The sequence below is a fragment of the Kluyvera ascorbata ATCC 33433 genome, from assembly GCF_000735365.1.
In the GTDB taxonomy this organism is placed as follows: Bacteria; Pseudomonadota; Gammaproteobacteria; order Enterobacterales; family Enterobacteriaceae; genus Kluyvera; species Kluyvera ascorbata.
Window position 1 is genome coordinate 1 of sequence record NZ_JMPL01000081.1, and the last position, 20201, is coordinate 20201.

General features: G+C 52.7%; 15 protein-coding genes and 1 pseudogene. 4 read left to right on the forward strand and 12 right to left on the reverse strand.

Annotated elements, in window-relative coordinates; genetic code table 11:
- From thiH to GKAS_RS16695, 4 genes and pseudogenes are all read left to right on the forward strand, one after another.
- Positions 1–645, forward strand: a pseudogene (gene thiH / locus GKAS_RS16680) (2-iminoacetate synthase ThiH); the annotation flags it as partial.
- 235 nt (positions 646–880) lie between these two features.
- On the forward strand, positions 881–2425 hold the full coding sequence (locus GKAS_RS16685) for a sensor domain-containing diguanylate cyclase (protein WP_035895904.1): 1545 nt from the start codon (positions 881–883) through the stop codon (positions 2423–2425).
- A 232-nt stretch (positions 2426–2657) separates the two neighbouring features.
- The gene (locus GKAS_RS16690) at positions 2658–2963 is read left to right on the forward strand and encodes a PTS sugar transporter subunit IIB (RefSeq protein WP_035895906.1); all 306 of its coding nucleotides are present in this window, start codon (positions 2658–2660) and stop codon (positions 2961–2963) included.
- A gap of 7 nt (positions 2964–2970) precedes the next feature.
- Positions 2971–3288 carry a PTS lactose/cellobiose transporter subunit IIA gene (locus GKAS_RS16695; protein WP_035895909.1) on the forward strand — a complete coding sequence of 106 codons (318 nt, stop codon included), beginning with the start codon at positions 2971–2973 and terminating at the stop codon, positions 3286–3288.
- A 57-nt stretch (positions 3289–3345) separates the two neighbouring features.
- On the opposite strand, the gene GKAS_RS16700 is transcribed toward GKAS_RS16695, so the two are convergent.
- The 12 genes from GKAS_RS16700 to GKAS_RS16755 all read right to left on the reverse strand — a co-directional run.
- On the reverse strand, positions 3346–4323 hold the full coding sequence (locus tag GKAS_RS16700; RefSeq protein ID WP_035895910.1) for an ABC transporter permease: 978 nt from the start codon (positions 4321–4323) through the stop codon (positions 3346–3348).
- Positions 4316–5845: a sugar ABC transporter ATP-binding protein gene (locus tag GKAS_RS16705; RefSeq protein ID WP_035895912.1), complete on the reverse strand. Its 1530-nt coding sequence runs from the start codon at positions 5843–5845 to the stop codon at positions 4316–4318. The genes GKAS_RS16700 and GKAS_RS16705 overlap by 8 nt, the downstream gene beginning before the upstream one ends.
- 79 nt (positions 5846–5924) lie before the next feature.
- A complete protein-coding gene (locus GKAS_RS16710) occupies positions 5925–6887 on the reverse strand; it encodes a sugar ABC transporter substrate-binding protein (protein WP_035895914.1) in 963 nt (320 codons plus the stop codon).
- A 200-nt stretch (positions 6888–7087) separates the two neighbouring features.
- On the reverse strand, positions 7088–11311 hold the full coding sequence (rpoC, locus tag GKAS_RS16715; RefSeq protein ID WP_035895916.1) for a DNA-directed RNA polymerase subunit beta': 4224 nt from the start codon (positions 11309–11311) through the stop codon (positions 7088–7090).
- A 76-nt stretch (positions 11312–11387) separates the two neighbouring features.
- Positions 11388–15416 carry a DNA-directed RNA polymerase subunit beta gene (rpoB, locus tag GKAS_RS16720; RefSeq protein WP_035895917.1) on the reverse strand — a complete coding sequence of 1343 codons (4029 nt, stop codon included), beginning with the start codon at positions 15414–15416 and terminating at the stop codon, positions 11388–11390.
- Between the two features lie 318 nt (positions 15417–15734).
- Positions 15735–16100 (reverse strand): 50S ribosomal protein L7/L12, encoded by a 366-nt coding sequence (rplL, locus tag GKAS_RS16725; RefSeq protein ID WP_006176746.1) that lies wholly within the window; start codon positions 16098–16100, stop codon positions 15735–15737.
- A gap of 66 nt (positions 16101–16166) precedes the next feature.
- Positions 16167–16664 carry a 50S ribosomal protein L10 gene (gene rplJ / locus GKAS_RS16730; RefSeq protein WP_001207203.1) on the reverse strand — a complete coding sequence of 166 codons (498 nt, stop codon included), beginning with the start codon at positions 16662–16664 and terminating at the stop codon, positions 16167–16169.
- Between the two features lie 289 nt (positions 16665–16953).
- Positions 16954–17658, reverse strand: a complete 705-nt coding sequence (gene rplA, locus GKAS_RS16735) for a 50S ribosomal protein L1 (protein ID WP_035895924.1) — start codon at positions 17656–17658, stop codon at positions 16954–16956.
- 3 nt (positions 17659–17661) lie between these two features.
- Positions 17662–18090, reverse strand: a complete 429-nt coding sequence (rplK, locus tag GKAS_RS16740; RefSeq protein ID WP_012133815.1) for a 50S ribosomal protein L11 — start codon at positions 18088–18090, stop codon at positions 17662–17664.
- Positions 18091–18249: 159 nt separating this feature from the next.
- Entirely contained in the window at positions 18250–18795 is a 546-nt protein-coding gene (gene nusG / locus GKAS_RS16745) for a transcription termination/antitermination protein NusG (RefSeq protein ID WP_002438628.1), read from the reverse strand.
- Position 18796: 1 nt separating this feature from the next.
- On the reverse strand, positions 18797–19180 hold the full coding sequence (gene secE, locus GKAS_RS16750) for a preprotein translocase subunit SecE (RefSeq protein ID WP_035895925.1): 384 nt from the start codon (positions 19178–19180) through the stop codon (positions 18797–18799).
- Between the two features lie 222 nt (positions 19181–19402).
- Positions 19403–20201 (reverse strand): elongation factor Tu (locus tag GKAS_RS16755; protein WP_035895927.1); only part of this gene is annotated, 799 nt, incomplete at its 5' end.

Here is a 20201-nt window from a genome sequence, read left to right on the forward strand (position 1 = left end):
CACCGAAGACGTATGCCGAGCTTAAAACGCTGGGGCTGGATGGAGTGATGGTCTATCAGGAGACCTACCATGAAACGATGTACGCGCAGCACCATCTGAAAGGCAAAAAAGCAGGATTTCTTCTGGCGGCTCGATACGCCGGACCGTCTGGGGCAAGCGGGGATCGATAAAATCGGCCTCGGCGCGCTGATTGGCCTTTCCGATAGCTGGCGGGTGGACTGTTTTATGGTTGCCGAGCACCTGATGTGGCTACAGCAGCGTTATTGGCAAAGCCGTTATTCCATCTCTTTCCCACGGCTGCGTCCGTGCGCGGGCGGCATTGAGCCAGCATCGTTGATGGATGAACGTCAGCTGGTACAAACTATTTGCGCGTTCCGCCTGTTCTCCCCGGAAACGGAGCTGTCGCTCTCCACACGCGAATCACCGTGGTTCCGTGACCGCGTGATTCCACTCGCCATCAACAATGTCAGCGCGTTTTCGAAAACGCAGCCTGGTGGCTACGCCGACAATCGCCCGGAGCTCGAACAATTCTCACCGCACGATGCCAGAACACCTGCCGAAGTCGCGGATGCACTTACCGCTCGTGGACTACAGCCGGTCTGGAAAGACTGGGATAATTGGTTGGGGCGCAGCGCAGCGCGCTGAAAATTGGCTACACTTCTTCAGGGCAGTATTTGTTTTTTTGCTGCCCTTCCTTCGATTTTAACGAAAGAATATTTCATAAAAACTGATTATAAGCAGTGATTTAATCTATATATTTAGAACAAATATTCATCTTCACACCAATAAAGTATAATTATCAAGTTATAAATATAGGTGTCATATTGCAGTACCAACTCGCTCTGGTCTTCTGCAATCCCCCCGAGGAATGGAAACCATGATGAGTTCTCACAGTAGACGACTGTCGTTTACTACCCCGATTTTTATCAGTTTTGCTGGTATTCTACTGAGTTTTATTATTATTGCGGCTCTGGTGACTGTCATCCAGCGCAACGATATTATTCGCGATTACCATGGCATTAACCGCAACTTCACCCATAATCTCGCGGTCAATTACACCGAATCCATTCTCCATGAAAATGATTATATCCTGGGCCGCGCCGCAACCTATTTAGCCCGTGATGACGAGCTGAATCGACTGGTGAATCTCGACCCGGTTCAAGGGCAGCAATCGATGATGCAGCTGCTGTCAATGATGCCAACCGTATCCTCATTATCTATCGCCGATACTGAAGGCCACTACATGCGGGCCCCGCAGGTGGTTCAACGCCAGAATGCGCCCGTCTTTGATGCCACAACCCGCCCCTGGTTTGTTCATCAAGGAGACGCGGGGGTTTTCAGCCGGTATACCCAGCCCTATGTCGATTTCTTTACTCAACATCAGACCGTCACACTAGCAAAACCGGTGATCTCGACTGACGGCAAGCTGAAAGGAACGCTGGCATTCCATTTCGACCTGGCCGCCATGAGCCATACGCTACGGCAAATGAGACCCCCTGTTCAGGGAGAATTCTTTGTCGTCAATCGTCAAGGTCAGGCGCTACTGCACTCTGACAATGGCAAGCTCTTCCAGAAGGTTATTTCCCCCCAGATCCTGAGCGGCATGACGGCCGGTGAGGGCGAAGTTTTCGATAAAGGCAGCCGCACCTGGTATTACTACTACTCGTTCACCAACCCCGACTGGTTCGTGATTTATAAAGTCTCCGGCCATACGCTCAGCATGCTGGCACAGCATGAAAGTATCATCATCTCCTGGGGCTTTGCGCTGGCCGGACTTATCATCATCACCTTCGGTCTGTATCTGCGTCATGCTTCCCGCGGCATCCTGATGAATATCATCAATGCTATCAAGACCGGCGACACTAACCGTGCACCCGGCCTTGAAGTGATGTTGCATAAAGCGATTGAAACCAACAAAGAGCGGGAAAGGGCCTACGTCCGTCAGGCTACCGTCGATTCACTCACCGGCTGTAAAAACCGTTGGGCCTTTGATACCGACATGACCGCGTTGATGGCGGAGCGGCAGCCCTTTTCGCTGGCGCTGGTCGATATCGATAACTTCAAATCCATTAATGATACCTGGGGCCACCTCAGTGGCGATATCGTGCTGCGAAACGTGGCGCGCGAAGGGATCACCATTCTCCAGGCGCACGGGCTGTCGCTCTACCGCTACGGCGGTGAGGAGTTCGCGGTTATCTTCACCGCTGAACATATTGCCGAGGCTTCAGCGCTGCTTGAGCTGTGGCGGATAAACGTCGCCAATAGAAACTGGCGTGAAGAAGGGCTCCATGTGACCTTCAGCGCCGGGCTCGGTGAATGGCATATGGAGACGCTGGATCATCTGGTTTCAAGCGTCGACGAGGCGCTTTATAAAGCCAAACGCCAGGGGAAAAACCGCATCCTGCGTACGACTCACGACGCGTAGCCCGAACGAGGTGCACCGACGCCGGGGCGGCTCGGCGCCAAATCCCTGCGTCGCGTCACCCGGCCTGGCTACCCATCTTTCCGGATTTTGCACGTTAAACGCCAAAAAATGTAACCGGTTTCAGTTTTTTGAGACGATCTTTGTGATGGCTTACACACAATCGTTGTAAAGCGGTTGTTGATCGTTTCAGCTCGCGATAAACATGATTCATCACGGGTCATGAGGGAGCATTATGAAGAATATCGTTTTATGCTGCGCTGCAGGTATGTCCACCAGCATGTTGGTTCAACGCATGAAGGATGCTGCACAGAAAAAAGGCATTGAAGTCTCAATTAAAGCCGTACCGGTGGCCGAATTTAAAGCGAACATCAATGACGCGGACATCGTGCTGTTGGGTCCGCAGGTGAAGTATGAACAAGCTAAGCTTCAGGCGCTGGCTGACCCGTTGGGTAAAAAGGTCGCGGTCATCGACATGATGGACTACGGCATGATGAAAGGCGATGTCGTGCTTGAGAAAGCCCTTAAGTTAATGGAGTGAGAAAGACGTGGAAGATTTAGAATCAATCATCATGGAACTGCTGGTGAACGCCGGTGCCGCACGTAGTTCAGCATTAACTGCGCTGCAACTGGCTCGCAAAGGTGACTTTGAGGGCGCGGAAAAAGCGATGGAAGAGTCTCGCGAGTTCGTCAAACTGGCCCATGGTATCCAGACCCAGCTTATCGGCATCGACGAAGGTACAGGTAAACTGCCGGTTAACCTGATCACCGTTCACTCCCAGGACCACCTGATGAACGCTATGGTTATTCAGGATCTGGCAACCGACATGATTGAACTGTATCGTCGTATTCCACTGGTTAGCTAACCACGTCATCGCATAGATACAGAAGGCACCCCTACGGGGGTGCCTTTGTTTTTTTATTTATCCTTTTTTCTGCCGGTGGCTTCGGTAGGTATCGAGTACAACGGCAACCACGATGACGGCACCGGTGATGACGCGTTTGGTTGGCTCACTCGCACCTATCTGCGCCAGACCTGCCGCCAGTACGGAGATAATCAGCGCGCCGAGGAACGTGCAAACCACCGAGCCTCGCCCGCCCATCAGGCTGGTACCGCCAATCACCACTGCCGCAATCACCTGTAGCTCCATCCCAACGCCGCCGTTGGGGTCCGCCGCTTCCAGACGAGCGACCTGGAAGAGCGACGCGAGGCCAGACAGCGCCCCCATCAGTGCAAACACGATGACTTTGTACGGCGCGGGATTAATACCCGAGAGCCTTACCGCCTCCTCGTTGGTGCCGATGCCAATCAGGTGACGGCCAAAAATCGTGCGGGTAAGCACCCCTTGCCCTATCAGAATCACCAGTACTGCAATCACAAACGACGGCGAGATACCGAACGCTATCGGGTCTGCCAGGAAGTCGAAGCTGGAGCCGATATAGGCCGTGCGAGAATCCGTCAGCTGATAGGCGCTGCCGCGCGCCATCTCCAGCATACCGAGCGAGACAATAAACGTCGGGATGCGCCAGATAACGGAGATCAGTCCCGTCAACGCACCAACAACCGTCGCCACCGCAATCCCGGCTAACGCCGCCAGCCAGGGCGACCAGTGCAGGTTAAGATAGGTGACGCTCACCACCGCTGCCGAAAGCGCCAGTACAGAACCTACCGATAGATCGATGCCGGCAATAATCAGCACGAACGTCATGCCCACCGACATCACCATCAGGTCGGGGATCTGGTTAGCGATGGTGCTAAACGTGTTGAGGCTCAGGAAATGATCGCTTAAAAAAGAGAACAGGATAACCATCGCCAGCAGCGCGCCGATTAATCCCAGGTAACGGCTCAGCCCCCGCCATGTTGCGGCCCGACGGTTAATAGACAGCGTTGAATTACTCATCCTGCAAACTCCCTGTGGCGTGCTGATAGCCAGAAAAAGCGGCGGCCAGAATCGCATCCTGAGTCCAGTCGTCGCGGGTAAACGTCTCCACCAGCTTGCCAGCAGAGAGCACGGCAATACGATCGCATATCAGCATGAGCTCGCGCAGATCGCTGGAGACGACCATCAGCCCTTTCCCGCTTTGCGTCAGCTCATTGAGCAGCAGATAAATATCGCGCTTGGCCCCTACGTCAATGCCGCGAGTGGGTTCATCGAAAAGGATGACGTCGCAGTTACGTTCCAGCCAACGGGCGATCAGTACCTTTTGCTGGTTGCCGCCTGACAGACTGTCGACCGCCAACTCCGTTCCCGACGTGCGAATGCCCAACCGGGTGATGTATTTCTGCGCCAACTGCCGCTCTTTGTCCGCATGGAGCCACGACAGGCGGCTGACTTTATCGCTGTTCCCGAGCGCCGTATTTGCCGACACCGAATGCGGTAACAGCAGACCTTCACCTTTTCGGTCTTCCGTCACCAACGCAATGCGGTGAGCAATAGCCTCCGAAGGCGAACGAATCGTCACGGGTTTGAGCGGGTCGCCAACCTTCAACTGCCCGCTATCGATAGGGTCCGCGCCAAAAATAGCCCGCATCAGCTCAGTACGCCCCGCGCCGACCAGGCCACTCACGCCCAGTACTTCGCCGCGATGCAGCGTCAGTGAGATATCCTGTAGCACTTTCCCGCGCGTGAAATGCTCCACCTGCAGAATGGGGTTGCCCTGCCTGCGGGCGCTAACGTCCAGCGTACTCTCGAGGTCGCGCCCCACCATCAGGGAAACCAGCTGATCGCTGTTATAACGCTTGATATCGTCAGTACAGACCACGTTGCCGTCGCGCAGTACCATGATGTCATCGGCGATTTGTGCCAGTTCATCAAGGCGGTGGGAGATATAGATAAGGGAGACGCCGTGCTGCTTAAAGCGCGTAATCTGCTCGAACAGCAGCTCAACTTCACGGCTGGTGAGCATGGCTGTAGGTTCATCGAGGATAAGAATGCGGCTATCGCCAATCAGGTTACGGGCGATTTCGATCATCTGCTGGTGCCCCATTCCCAGCTCACCCACCAGCATATCCGGGTCAAGTCCCTGTAGACCGACCATTGCCATTACCGGCGTGGACATCTCCCGCAGACGCTTACGGTTGATCCACCCTGCCCGGTTCGGCAATTGATCGAGAAAGAGATTTTCGGCGATGGTTAATGTCGGCAGTAAGTTGAGTTCCTGCATCACCATGCGGACGCCGAGCTTTTCCGCTTCCTTACGACTGGCAGGAGCATAGGGCTGCCCGAGGTAGGTCATGGTGCCAGTGGTGGGCGAAATCAGCCCGCCGATAATTTTCGACAACGTACTTTTCCCGGCACCGTTCTCTCCGGTCAGCGCCAGCACCTTGCCGCTGTATAAACTGAGATTAATATTGGTCAGCACCGGTTCGTTGTAGGTTTTACCCACGCCGGACATTGACAGAATTTCTTGATATTCAGCCATTTCGCGCACGCAACCCGATCTATCGGATCCCTGTAAAAACCGGGGCCAGCAACCTGCGCCCCGGGGAATAAGCGCCGGGTTACTGTTTCACAATCAGCTTGACCGGGGTTTCTACGCTGCCGGAAAGTTCGCTCTGCTTTTTACCGGCTTTCAGCGCATCCAGCGCGGTGTTAATACCAAAGACCGCCTGTTGAGACGCAAACTGATCGGCGGTCGCCAGCACGCGGCCATCCTGCAGCATCGGCTTAATGGCTTCGATGTTGTCATAGCCAACTACCTGAACCTGTCCACGTTTACCCGCGGCGCGAATGGCAGAGACCGCGCCTAATGCCATGTTATCGTTGTCCGCCAGCAGCGCTTTGATGTTTGGATATTCACTCAGCATGGCAGCGGCAATAGTGTTGGCGTTGTTCATCTCCCACTGACCGGACTGGACGGAAACCACCTTCATGCCACCAGCAGACATCGCGTCCTGGAAGCCTAGCGTACGCTGCTGGGAGTTGGTCGAGGTAGGGATCCCTTCGATAATGCCCACCTCATCGCCCGCCTTCAGGTGTTTTGCCAGATAGTCGCCGATATCTTTCGCACCTTTACGGTTGTTCGGCCCAACGAACGGCACGTTCAGCCCTTTATCTTTCAGCACCGTAGGGTCAAATTGGTTGTCGATATTAATCACCAGAATCCCGGCATCTACCGCCTTTTTCACCACTGGTACCAGTGCTTTAGAGTCAGAAGGCGCGATGATAATGGCGTCGGCTTTGGAGACAATCATCTGCTCTACAATCTGAATCTGATTCGCAGTATCCGTCTCATTTTTAATACCGTTGGACACGAGATCGAACTTGTCCGCGTTTTTCTTTTGGTAATCCTTGGCCCCGTTTTCCATGGTCAGGAAGAACTCATTCGCCAGTGACTTCATCACCAGCGCGACTTTCGGCTTATGCGCTGGCGCATCAGCGGCAAAAGCAGGGGTAACGATCGCTGCCGACAGCGCCATGGCGATAGCGGTACCAACGAAGCGTGAAAAGACTATTTTATTCATGATGTTATCCATTTTTATAGGTAGGGTTAGACGCACTACCCGATGGAGTATAGTCAAGCAAAATGCGGGTCAGAGTGAGGCACTGAACAATATTCCAGAGAGGTTTCCGGACGCAGTAAAGGTGGGGCAGTCGTAAAAACAGCAATAAAAAAGGCCAGTCCGAAGACTGGCCTTTCAACTTATCGCACTAGCGTGAACGATTAGTCGTTATCAGAACCACCCAGACCTGCGTTCAGCAGTTCTGCCAGGCTCGCGGTCGCTTCTTCTGCACTCACCTGAGGTGCTGCAGAAACTTCGCCCGCCGCACGGCGACGGATACGATCCTGGTGGTACGCATAACCGGTACCAGCCGGGATCAGACGACCCACGATAACGTTCTCTTTCAGGCCGCGCAGTTCGTCGCGTTTGCCCGCAACGGCTGCTTCGGTCAGGACACGCGTGGTCTCCTGGAACGATGCTGCAGAGATGAACGACTCGGTTGCCAGAGACGCTTTGGTGATACCCAGCAGATCGCGAGCGAAGGTTGCGCCCACTTTGCCGTTCGCTTCCAGATCGCGGTTAGCAATCTTAACGCGGGAGTATTCAACCTGTTCGCCTTCCAGGAAGTCGGAGCTACCAGCGCTTTCGATGGTGGCTTTACGCAGCATCTGACGAACGATAACTTCGATGTGTTTATCGTTAATCTTAACGCCCTGCAGACGGTATACGTCCTGAACTTCGTTAACAATGTAACGAGTTACAGCATGCACACCACGCAGACGCAGGATGTCGTGCGGCGCTTCTGGACCATCGGAAACCACGTCACCACGTTCTACACGTTCACCTTCGAACACGTTGAGCTGACGCCATTTTGGAATCATCTCTTCGTACGGATCGCTACCGTCTACCGGGGTGATAACCAGACGACGTTTCCCTTTGGTTTCTTTACCGAAGGAAATGATGCCGCTGATTTCAGCCAGGATTGCCGGCTCTTTCGGACGACGTGCTTCGAACAGATCCGCAACGCGTGGCAGACCACCGGTGATGTCCTTGGTACCGCCGGATTCCTGAGGAACACGGGCCAGGGTGTCACCAGAACTGATCTGAACGCCATCTTCCAACTGAACAATCGCTTTACCCGGCAGGAAGTACTGAGCAGGCATATCGGTGCCTGGGATCAGAACGTCGTTGCCCTGAGCATCAACAATTTTCAGTGCTGGACGCAGGTCTTTACCACCCGCGGTACGTTCAGCAGAATCCAGAACGACCAGAGAAGACAGACCGGTCAGTTCGTCAGTTTGACGAGTAATGGTCTGGCCGTCGATCATGTCAGTGAAGCGGATGAAACCACTTACTTCGGTGATAACCGGCATGGTGTGTGGATCCCAGTTTGCTACGGTTTCACCGCCGGCAACCTGCTCGCCATCACCTTTAGCCATAACGGAGCCGTAAGGCACTTTATAGCTTTCTTTGGTACGACCGAATTCGTCGATCAGTTTCAGCTCGGTGTTACGGGAAGTGATAACCAGTTTACCGCTGGAGTTCACAACCGACTTCGCGTTGCTGAGCTTGATGCTACCTTTGTTCTTAACCTGGATGCTGGATTCAGCAGCCGCACGAGATGCCGCACCACCGATGTGGAACGTACGCATCGTCAGCTGTGTACCAGGTTCACCGATGGACTGTGCAGCGATAACGCCGATAGCCTCACCTTTGTTGATGATGTGGCCACGCGCCAGGTCACGACCGTAGCAGTGCGCACATACACCAAAGTCGGTGTCACAGGATACAACGGAACGCACTTTGACGGAGTCAACGGAGTTCTCTTCCAACAGATCACACCACTGCTCGTTCAGCAGCGTGTTACGTGGAACCAGAATGTCCGCGGTGCCCGGCTTCAGAACGTCTTCAGCAGTCACACGACCCAGTACGCGATCGCGCAGTGGCTCTTTAACGTCACCACCCTCGATAACCGGGGTCATGGTGATACCTTCCAGGGTGCCACAGTCGTCTTCAGTAACGACCAGGTCCTGTGCCACGTCAACCAGACGACGAGTCAGGTAACCGGAGTTCGCTGTTTTCAGTGCGGTATCCGCCAGACCTTTACGAGCACCGTGAGTGGAGATGAAGTACTGGAGTACGTTCAGACCTTCACGGAAGTTCGCGGTGATTGGCGTTTCGATGATGGAGCCATCTGGCTTAGCCATCAGACCACGCATACCAGCCAGCTGACGAATCTGTGCCGCAGAACCACGCGCACCGGAGTCGGCCATCATGTAGATGCTGTTGAAGGAAACCTGCTGCTCTTCTTTACCTTCACGGTTAATGACGGTTTCAGTTTGCAGGTTATCCATCATCGCTTTGGATACACGATCGTTCGCCGCAGCCCAGATATCGATAACTTTGTTGTAGCGTTCACCAGCGGTTACCAGACCAGACTGGAACTGCTCCTGGATCTCAGCAACTTCAGCTTCCGCTTCGCTGATGATTTCGTATTTCTTCTCTGGGATAACCATGTCGTCGATACCAACAGAGGCGCCTGAGCGCGCTGCATAGGCAAAGCCGGTGTACATGGTCTGGTCAGCGAAGATTACGGTCGGCTTCAGGCCCAGAATGCGGTAACAGGTGTTCAGCATTTTGGAGATAGCTTTCTTGCCCAGCGCCTGGTTGACGATGGAGAAAGGCAGACCTTTCGGTACGATCATCCACAGAATAGCACGGCCAACGGTCGTGTCTTTCAGGCTGGTGTTCGCAACGAATTCGCCGTTTTCATCTTTTTCGTATTCGGTGATACGCACTTTAACGCGCGCATGCAGAGAGGCCAGACCTGCGCGATAGATACGCTCAGCTTCTTTAGGGCCAGTCAGCACCATGCCTTCGCCTTTGGCGTTAACACAGTCACGGGTCATGTAGTACAGACCCAATACAACGTCCTGAGAAGGAACGATGATTGGCTCGCCGTTCGCTGGGGACAGGATGTTGTTGGTAGACATCATCAGCGCACGCGCTTCCAGCTGGGCTTCCAGCGTCAGCGGTACGTGAACAGCCATCTGGTCACCATCGAAGTCGGCGTTATATGCCGCACAAACCAGCGGGTGCAGCTGAATAGCTTTACCTTCGATCAGTACTGGCTCAAACGCCTGGATGCCCAGACGGTGCAGTGTTGGTGCACGGTTCAGCATGACCGGGTGTTCGCGGATAACTTCGTCCAGGATATCCCAAACGACAGCTTCTTCGCGCTCAACCATTTTCTTAGCGGCTTTGATGGTGGTGGCCAGGCCACGCAGTTCCAGTTTGCCGTAGATGAATGGTTTGAACAGCTCCAGTGCCATTTTCTTAGGCAGACCGCACTGATGCAGACGCAGGTATGGACCTACGGTGATTACAGAACGACCGGAGTAGTCAACACGCTTACCGAGCAGGTTCTGACGGAAACGACCCTGTTTACCTTTGATCATATCAGCCAAAGATTTCAGAGGACGTTTGTTAGAACCGGTGATCGCACGACCGCGACGACCGTTATCCAGCAGGGCGTCGACCGCTTCCTGCAGCATACGTTTTTCGTTGCGAACGATGATATCTGGCGCAGCCAGATCCAGCAGACGCTTCAGACGGTTGTTACGGTTAATGACGCGACGATACAGATCGTTCAGGTCAGAAGTCGCGAAACGACCACCATCCAGCGGAACCAGCGGACGCAGATCTGGCGGCAGAACCGGCAGAACGGTCAGGATCATCCACTCTGGCTTGTTACCAGACTGTACGAACGCTTCCAGCAGCTTGATACGCTTGGTCAGCTTTTTACGCTTGGTTTCGGAGTTGGTTTCGTTCAGCTCTTCACGCAGAGTTTCACACTCTTGCTCCAGATCCATGCTCTTCAGCAGGGCCTGGATAGCTTCCGCACCCATCTTCGCGTCGAATTCGTCACCGAACTCTTCCAGCGCGTCCAGATACTGCTCTTCAGTCAGGATCTGTTGACGTTCCAGGTTGGTCATACCGCCTTCGATAACAACATAAGATTCGAAGTACAGTACGCGTTCGATATCACGCAGTGGCATATCGAGCAGCAGACCGATACGGGACGGCAGCGATTTCAGGAACCAGATGTGGGCAGTTGGACATGCCAGCTCGATGTGGCCCATGCGCTCACGACGCACTTTGGTCTGGGTCACTTCAACGCCGCACTTCTCACAGATCACACCGCGGTGTTTCAGGCGCTTGTACTTACCGCACAGGCACTCGTAGTCTTTTACTGGCCCAAAGATACGGGCGCAGAAAAGGCCGTCACGCTCAGGTTTGAACGTACGGTAGTTAATGGTTTCCGGCTTTTTAACTTCACCGAAAGACCATGAACGGATCATGTCTGGCGAAGCCAGAGCAATTTTGATCGCATCAAACTCTTCGGTTTTAGTCTGCGCTTTCAGAAACTTTAATAAATCTTTCACGGATTTGCTCCCGTCGGAGTTAGCACAATCCACTGCCGGGAATGACCCCGGCAGCAGTGACCTGTTTGAGCGAGGATTACTCGTCTTCCAGTTCGATGTTGATGCCCAGCGAGCGGATTTCTTTCAACAGTACGTTGAAGGATTCCGGCATGCCCGGTTCCATCTGATGGTTGCCATCTACGATGTTCTTATACATCTTAGTACGGCCGTTCACGTCATCAGACTTAACGGTGAGCATTTCCTGCAGGGTGTAGGCGGCGCCGTATGCTTCCAGCGCCCACACTTCCATCTCCCCGAAGCGCTGACCACCGAACTGAGCCTTACCACCCAGCGGCTGCTGAGTAACCAGGCTGTAAGAACCGGTAGAACGCGCGTGCATCTTGTCGTCGACCAGGTGGTTCAGTTTCAGCATGTACATGTAACCTACGGTTACCTGACGCTCGAACTGTTCACCGGTACGGCCGTCGAACAGGGTAATCTGACCAGAAGATGGCAGACCGCCCAGTTGCAGCAGTTCTTTAATTTCCGCTTCTTTTGCACCGTCGAATACTGGCGTTGCGATTGGCATACCTTTCTTCAGGTTTTCAGCCAGACGCAGCACTTCATCATCGGTGAAGGTGTTCAGGTCAACTTTCTGACGAACATCAGAGCCCAGATCGTAAGCACGCTGGATGAACTCGCGCAGTTTCGCGACTTCTTGCTGCTGTTTCAGCATGGCGTTGATCTTATCGCCGATACCTTTCGCAGCCATACCCAGGTGGGTTTCAAGGATCTGACCGATGTTCATACGCGATGGTACGCCCAGCGGGTTCAGTACGATATCTACCGGCGTACCGTTAGCATCGTGTGGCATATCTTCGATCGGGTTGATCTTAGAAATTACACCCTTGTTACCGTGACGACCTGCCATTTTGTCGCCAGGCTGGATACGGCGTTTAACGGCCAGGTATACCTTAACAATCTTCAGCACACCCGGTGCCAGATCGTCGCCTTGGGTGATTTTGCGGCGTTTCGCTTCGAGTTTTTTCTCGAACTCGTGTTTCAGCTCGTCGTACTGTTCAGCAAGCTGTTCCAGCTGATTCTGTTTCTCTTCGTCGGTCAGACCGAGTTCCAGCCAGCGATCGCGAGGCAGTTTGTCCAGCTTCTCAGCTTCGACACCACCGGCAACCAGCACAGCGTAGATACGGCTGAACAGGCCAGCTTCGAGGATCTGCAGTTCTTCAGACAGGTCTTTCTTAGCCTGCTTCAGCTGCATCTCTTCGATTTCCAGCGCACGTTTGTCTTTTTCTACGCCATCGCGAGTAAAGACCTGAACGTCGATAACAGTACCGGAAACGCTGTTTGGTACGCGCAGGGAAGAGTCTTTAACGTCAGACGCTTTCTCACCGAAGATAGCACGCAGCAGCTTCTCTTCTGGCGTCAGCTGGGTTTCACCTTTCGGCGTTACCTTACCAACCAGAATGTCGCCACCGGTGACTTCTGCACCAATGTAAACGATACCGGATTCATCCAGTTTGGAGAGCGCAGCTTCACCCACGTTAGGGATGTCAGCGGTGATCTCTTCAGGCCCCAGCTTGGTGTCACGGGACACACATGCCAGTTCCTGAATGTGGATGGTGGTGAAACGGTCTTCCTGAACAACACGCTCGGATACGAGGATGGAGTCTTCGAAGTTGTAACCGTTCCATGGCATGAATGCCACGCGCATGTTCTGACCCAGCGCCAGTTCACCCAGGTCGGTGGACGGGCCATCTGCCAGCACGTCGCCGCGCTCGATTGGCTCACCCAGAGACACGCAAGGCATCTGGTTAATACAGGTGTTCTGGTTAGAACGGGTGTATTTAGTCAGGTTGTAGATGTCGATACCCGCTTCGCCCGGATACATCTCGTCTTCGTTAACTTTGATAACGATACGGGATGCGTCGACGTACTGAACGGTACCGCCACGCTTAGCAACTGCAGTAACACCGGAGTCAACGGCAACAGCACGTTCCATACCGGTACCAACCAGCGGCTTATCAGCACGCAGAGTTGGAACGGCCTGACGTTGCATGTTCGCACCCATCAATGCACGGTTGGCGTCATCGTGTTCCAGGAACGGGATCAGGGACGCACCGACGGATACCACCTGCTGGGTGGATACGTCCATGTAGTCAACCTGGTCGCGGCTGAACAAGCTGGATTCGCCTTTGCTACGGCAAGTTACCAGGTCTTCTACAAAGTGGCCTTCGTCATCCAGGTTGGAGTTCGCCTGAGCGATAACGTAGTTGCCTTCTTCGATAGCAGACAGGTAATGAATTTCGTCGGTTACAACACCGTCGGTCACTTTACGGTACGGAGTCTCAAGGAAGCCGTATTCGTTAGTCTGTGCGTACACGGACAGGGAGTTGATCAGACCGATGTTTGGACCTTCAGGCGTTTCGATTGGACATACGCGACCGTAGTGAGTCGGGTGTACGTCTCGAACTTCGAAGCCTGCACGTTCACGGGTCAGACCGCCCGGGCCGAGTGCGGAGATACGACGTTTGTGCGTAATCTCAGACAGCGGGTTGTTCTGGTCCATAAACTGAGACAGCTGGCTGGAACCAAAGAACTCTTTCACTGCTGCAGAAATCGGCTTGGCGTTGATCATGTCCTGAGGCATCAGGGTATCCAGATCGCCCAGAGACAGACGCTCTTTCACCGCACGCTCAACACGTACCAGGCCAACGCGGAATTGGTTTTCCGCCATTTCACCTACGGAACGGATACGACGGTTGCCGAGGTGGTCGATATCATCGACTTCGCCTTTACCGTTACGGATATCGATGAGCTTCTTCATCACTTCGATGATGTCGTCTTTGCTCAGGATACCGGAACCTTCGATCTCGTCACGCAGCAGAGAACGGTTGAACTTCATACGACCAACCGCAGACAGGTCATAGCGGTCTTCGGAGAAGAACAGGTTCTCGAACAGGCTTTCAGCAGCTTCACGAGTTGGCGGCTCACCAGGGCGCATCATGCGGTAGATTTCTACCAGCGCGCTCAGACGATCGTTAGTTGGGTCGACGCGTACAGTTTCAGAAATGTATGCACCGTGGTCCAGATCGTTAGTGAACAGCGTTTCGATACGCTTGTGGCCAGACTGGCTCAGCTTAGCCAGCAGATCCAGGCTCAGCTCCATGTTGGCTGGGCAGATCAGCTCGCCAGTAGATTCGTCAACGTAGTCTTTAGAAGCGACTTTGCCAGCGATGTACTCAACCGGAACTTCGATATGTTTGATATCGTCTTTTTCCAGCTGGCGAATGTGGCGCGCAGTAATACGGCGGCCTTTTTCAACGTACACTTTACCGTTCGCTTCGATGTCGAAGGACGCGGTTTCGCCACGCAGACGTTCTGGAATCAGTTCCATCTGCAGCTTGTTGTCACGAATTTCGAAGACAACTTTCTCAAAGAACAGGTCAAGGATCTGCTCAGTGGTGTAGTTCAGCGCACGCAGAATAATGGTCGCAGGCAGTTTACGGCGACGGTCGATACGTACGAACAGGTTGTCCTTCGGATCGAATTCGAAGTCCAGCCAGGAACCACGGTAAGGAATGATGCGCGCGTTATACAGCACTTTACCCGAAGAGTGGGTTTTACCTTTATCGGAGTCAAAGAAGACGCCTGGGCTACGGTGCAGCTGAGAAACGATAACACGCTCAGTACCGTTGATGACAAAGGTACCGTTGTCGGTCATGAGCGGAATTTCGCCCATGTAGACTTCTTGTTCTTTAATGTCTTTTACGGTGCCTTCCGGCGCTTCGCGCTCGTAGATCACCAGACGCAGTTTTACGCGCAGCGGTGCGGAATAGGTCACGCCACGGATCTGACATTCCTGAACGTCAAAGACAGGCTCGCCCAGACGGTAGCTGACGTATTGCAGCTCGGAGTTACCGCTGTAGCTTTTGATAGGGAATACGGAACGGAAAGCAGCTTCCAGACCATACTGACCTTCAGGATCTTGCTCGATAAACTTCTGGAACGAGTCAAGCTGGATAGAAAGGAGATATGGGACATCCAGAACTTGTGGACGTTTACCAAAATCCTTACGAATACGTTTTTTCTCGGTATAGGAGTAAACCATAGGGTTCCTCAGCTCGCTGACAAGTCGACGCATCTGTCCATTGGCAGACAGTTTGTGCAACACTATTTTGTTGACCGGAAAATGGAACACTTTCCGCAATACCTGTTGCTATCACGCTTAAACCATTTCATTGCGATTTACACAGAGCGAGCACCCTGTCGCAATATATTAAGTCGTCGATAGAAACGTGCATTGTCAGGACAACCAGTAGTCAAACAGTGTGAAATGCTACTGGCGCCATACAGCGCAAAATGGCTGGTGACTAAAAAGTCACCAGCCATCGGCCTGATTTCTCAGGCTTCAACTAGAAAAGTTGGCTTATTTAACTTCAACTTCAGCGCCAGCTTCTTCCAGAGATTTTTTCAGTGCTTCAGCGTCATCTTTGCTCACGCCTTCTTTCAGAGCGGCTGGAGCAGATTCTACCAGGTCTTTAGCTTCTTTCAGACCCAGGCCAGTTGCGCCACGTACTGCTTTGATTACAGCAACTTTGTTAGCGCCAGCAGCTTTCAGAATTACGTCGAATTCAGTTTTTTCTTCAGCAGCTTCAGCCGGGCCAGCAGCTACAGCTACAGCAGCAGCAGCGGAAACACCGAATTTTTCTTCCATTGCAGAAATCAGTTCTACAACGTCCATTACGGACATAGCTGCAACTGCTTCAATGATTTGATCTTTAGTGATAGACATTTAAATTGTTCCTGAAAATCAGAATAAGTTTATACGTAAGCAGATACTTTACAAAGAGGACTGCGATTAAGCAGCTTCTTTCGCATCGCGTACAGCAGCCAGAGTGCGAACCAGTTTGCCAGCCGAAGCTTCTTTCATGGTTGCCATCAGGCGTGCAATTGCTTCTTCGTAGGTCGGCAGAGTTGCCAGGCGATCGATCTGCGATGCCGGGATTAACTCACCTTCAAAGGCTGCGGCTTTGACCTCAAATTTTGCATTCGCTTTCGCGAACTCTTTGAACAGACGAGCAGCAGCGCCCGGGTGTTCCATAGAGTATGCAATCAGGGTCGGACCAACAAACGTGTCTTTCAGGCATTCAAACTGAGTACCTTCAACGACGCGGCGCAGCAGGGTGTTACGAACAACACGCATGTATACGCCAGCTTCACGACCTGCTTTACGCAGTTCAGTCATTTTATCTACAGTAACGCCACGGGAATCCGCAACTACTGCAGACAGCGCGCCTTTGGCTACTTCGCTGACTTCAGCAACAATCGCTTGTTTGTCTTGAAGATTTAAAGCCATTAGCTTTGCTCCTGGATGTTTGCCGGAACTCATGTTCCGGAACTCACTTCACTCTCCCCAATGGAGAGAGCGTCTTAATACGGTGAGCAGAAACAAGCCAGAGTATTAAAAATAATCTTAGCGTTCTGTCACCGTCTACGCAGGGCATTAAGTTTCTTACGAAACACCTGCGGTCTTCGACGGAGGCCTGGATAGGCCAGGCTCCAACGAACAAATCTTTTAGCCGCTAACTATTGTTAGCAAACGTGGGGGTAAGATTGTAGACAAAATCACCGCCCACGTAAAGGCATTAGTTTGCAGCAGCGCTCAGGCCAGCCTGGTCAACTGCAACACCTGCACCCATGGTGGTGGAGATGCTAACTTTCTTGATGTACACGCCTTTAGCCTGAGTTGGTTTTGCTTTTTTCAGCGCAACCAGCAGAGATTCCAGGTTTTCTTTCAGTTTGTCAGCGTCAAAGTCCACTTTACCGATGGTGGTGTGGATGATGCCGTTTTTGTCGTTACGATAACGAACCTGACCAGCTTTAGCGTTCTTAACCGCTTCAGCAACGTTAGGAGTTACAGTACCAACTTTCGGGTTTGGCATCAGACCACGTGGGCCCAGAACCTGGCCCAGCTGGCCAACAACGCGCATTGCATCTGGAGATGCGATAACAACGTCGAAGTTCATTTCGCCTTTTTTGATCAGGTCAGCCAGATCTTCCATACCTACCAGCTCTGCGCCAGCAGCTTTAGCTGCTTCAGCGTTAGGGCCCTGGGTAAATACGGCAACGCGAACGGAACGGCCAGTACCGTGCGGCAGTACAGTTGCACCACGTACGTTCTGGTCAGATTTACGAGCGTCAATACCGAGGTTAACGGCAACGTCAACGCTTTCGTTGAACTTAGCAGTGGCCAGCTCTTTCAGCAGAGCAATAGCTTCGTTGATGTCGTACTGCTTAGTAGCATCAACTTTGTCACGGATCACGCGCATACGCTTGGTCAGTTTAGCCATTTCTTAATCCTCCACTACCAGGCCCATGGAACGTGCAGTACCTTCGATTGAGCGAGTCATCGCTTCAATGTCGGCGCCAGTCATGTCGGCAGCTTTGGTCTGCGCGATTTCCTGCAGCTGAGCGCGGGAAATTTTACCAACTTTGTCTTTGTTCGGCTTACCGGAACCAGACTTAATACCAGCTGCTTTTTTCAGCAGAACTGCTGCTGGAGGCGTTTTGGTAATGAAGGTGAAAGAACGGTCAGCGTAAACGGTGATAACAACCGGAATTGGCAGACCTTTTTCGATGGAATCAGTTTTTGCGTTGAACGCTTTGCAGAATTCCATGATGTTCACACCCTGCTGACCCAGAGCTGGACCAACTGGTGGACTTGGGTTTGCCATACCAGCTGCAACCTGCAGCTTAACGTAGGCTTGGACTTTCTTAGCCATTCTAAAATCCTCTATGTGGGTGATAGCGCCTCTAAGAGGCTCCCCGTGATATAAAAATTCGTTTTACAGGCATGCGCCCATAAAAACAAAAGGCGCGAAATTGTATGTCAATTTCGCGCCCTATGCAACGATTAGATCGATGCTTTTTTGATCGCAGCCTTACGCTTTCTCTACCTGAGCAAAGTCCAGTTCTACCGGGGTCGCACGACCGAAGATAGAAACGGATACTTTCAGACGAGACTTCTCGTAATCCACTTCTTCAACCACACCGTTGAAGTCAGCGAATGGACCGTCGCTAACGCGAACCATTTCACCCGGTTCAAACAGCGTTTTAGGACGCGGCTTATCACCAACCTGCTGCAGGCGGTTCATAATCGCATCAACTTCTTTGTCGCTGATTGGTGCCGGACGGTCAGAGGTACCGCCGATAAAGCCCATTACGCGCGGAACGCTACGCACCAGGTGCCAGCTCGCGTCGTTCATCACCATCTGAACTAACACGTAGCCAGGGAAGAATTTGCGCTCGCTCTTGCGACGCTGGCCGCCACGAATTTCGACCACTTCTTCGGTCGGAACCATGACTTCGCCAAACAGCTCTTCCATATTGTGTAATTTGATATGCTCGCGCAGCGAAGTCGCTACACGGCCTTCAAAACCGGAAAACGCCTGAACGACGTACCAACGCTTTTTAGGTGCTTCAGACATCTTAGAACCTCAGGCCAGTGATAAAGGATACCAGGCGAACCAGAATACCATCCAGTCCCCACAGGATCAGTGACATTACCGCAGTGACCGCAGCAACGATCAGCGTAGTGTGCAGTGTTTCCTGGCGAGTCGGCCAAATCACCTTACGAACTTCCGTTCTCGCTTCACGCGCAAACGCAACGGTCGCTTTGCCTTTCGTCGTCAACAGCGCGACACCACCCGCTGCAGCAATAATAATTACTACGGCCAGCGCACGCAGCGGCAGCATCATGTCGCGATAGAGGTAGTTGCCCACGATTGCCACGATAAGCAATACGGCAACAGCTACCCACTTCATCGCTTCCAGGCCGCGCCCGCTCCCTTGAGCTTCGGTATTCGCACTCATAAACCAACCTGTCAGAAGTATTCTACAAACATTTCCACCCCGCGAGAGCGAGGCGATCCAAACCGAAAGTAAGTTTCGGACTAAACGCCCTCTACAGAGCCTGTCTCAGCAATGATTATGGCAAAAATAATCACTGATGAGCCAGGTTCTGGTTCGACAGCGTACAAAAAGGGCATCAAATGATGCCCTTTTATTGCGCATTGCGTCAAATGTTATCAGCAATTAGCTCATTACTTTGGCAACAACGCCCGCGCCAACGGTACGACCGCCTTCACGGATTGCGAAACGCAGGCCGTCGTCCATCGCGATTGGGTGGATCAGAGTCACAACCATCTTGATGTTGTCGCCTGGCATTACCATCTCAACGCCTTCTGGCAGTTCGATGGTACCGGTCACGTCAGTAGTACGGAAGTAGAACTGTGGACGGTAGCCTTTGAAGAACGGAGTATGACGGCCGCCTTCGTCTTTGGACAGAATGTACACTTCAGATTCGAACTTGGTGTGCGGCTTGATAGAGCCTGGCTTAGCCAGAACCTGACCACGTTCGATTTCTTCACGTTTGATACCACGCAGCAGAACACCAACGTTCTCACCAGCACGGCCTTCGTCCAGCAGTTTGCGGAACATTTCAACGCCGGTACAGGTAGACTTAGCGGTGTCTTTGATACCAACGATTTCAACTTCTTCGCCAACTTTGATGATACCGCGCTCTACACGACCGGTAACAACGGTACCACGACCGGAGATGGAGAATACGTCTTCGATTGGCAGCAGGAACGGCTTATCGATAGCACGTTCTGGTTCTGGGATGTAAGAATCCAGGAAGCCAGCCAGTTCGATGATTTTCGCTTCCCACTCTGCATCGCCTTCCAGCGCTTTCAGAGCAGAACCACGGATGATTGGAGTATCGTCGCCTGGGAAATCGTACTGAGACAGAAGTTCACGAACTTCCATTTCAACCAGTTCCAGCAGCTCTTCGTCATCAACCATGTCACATTTGTTCAGGAACACGATGATGTAA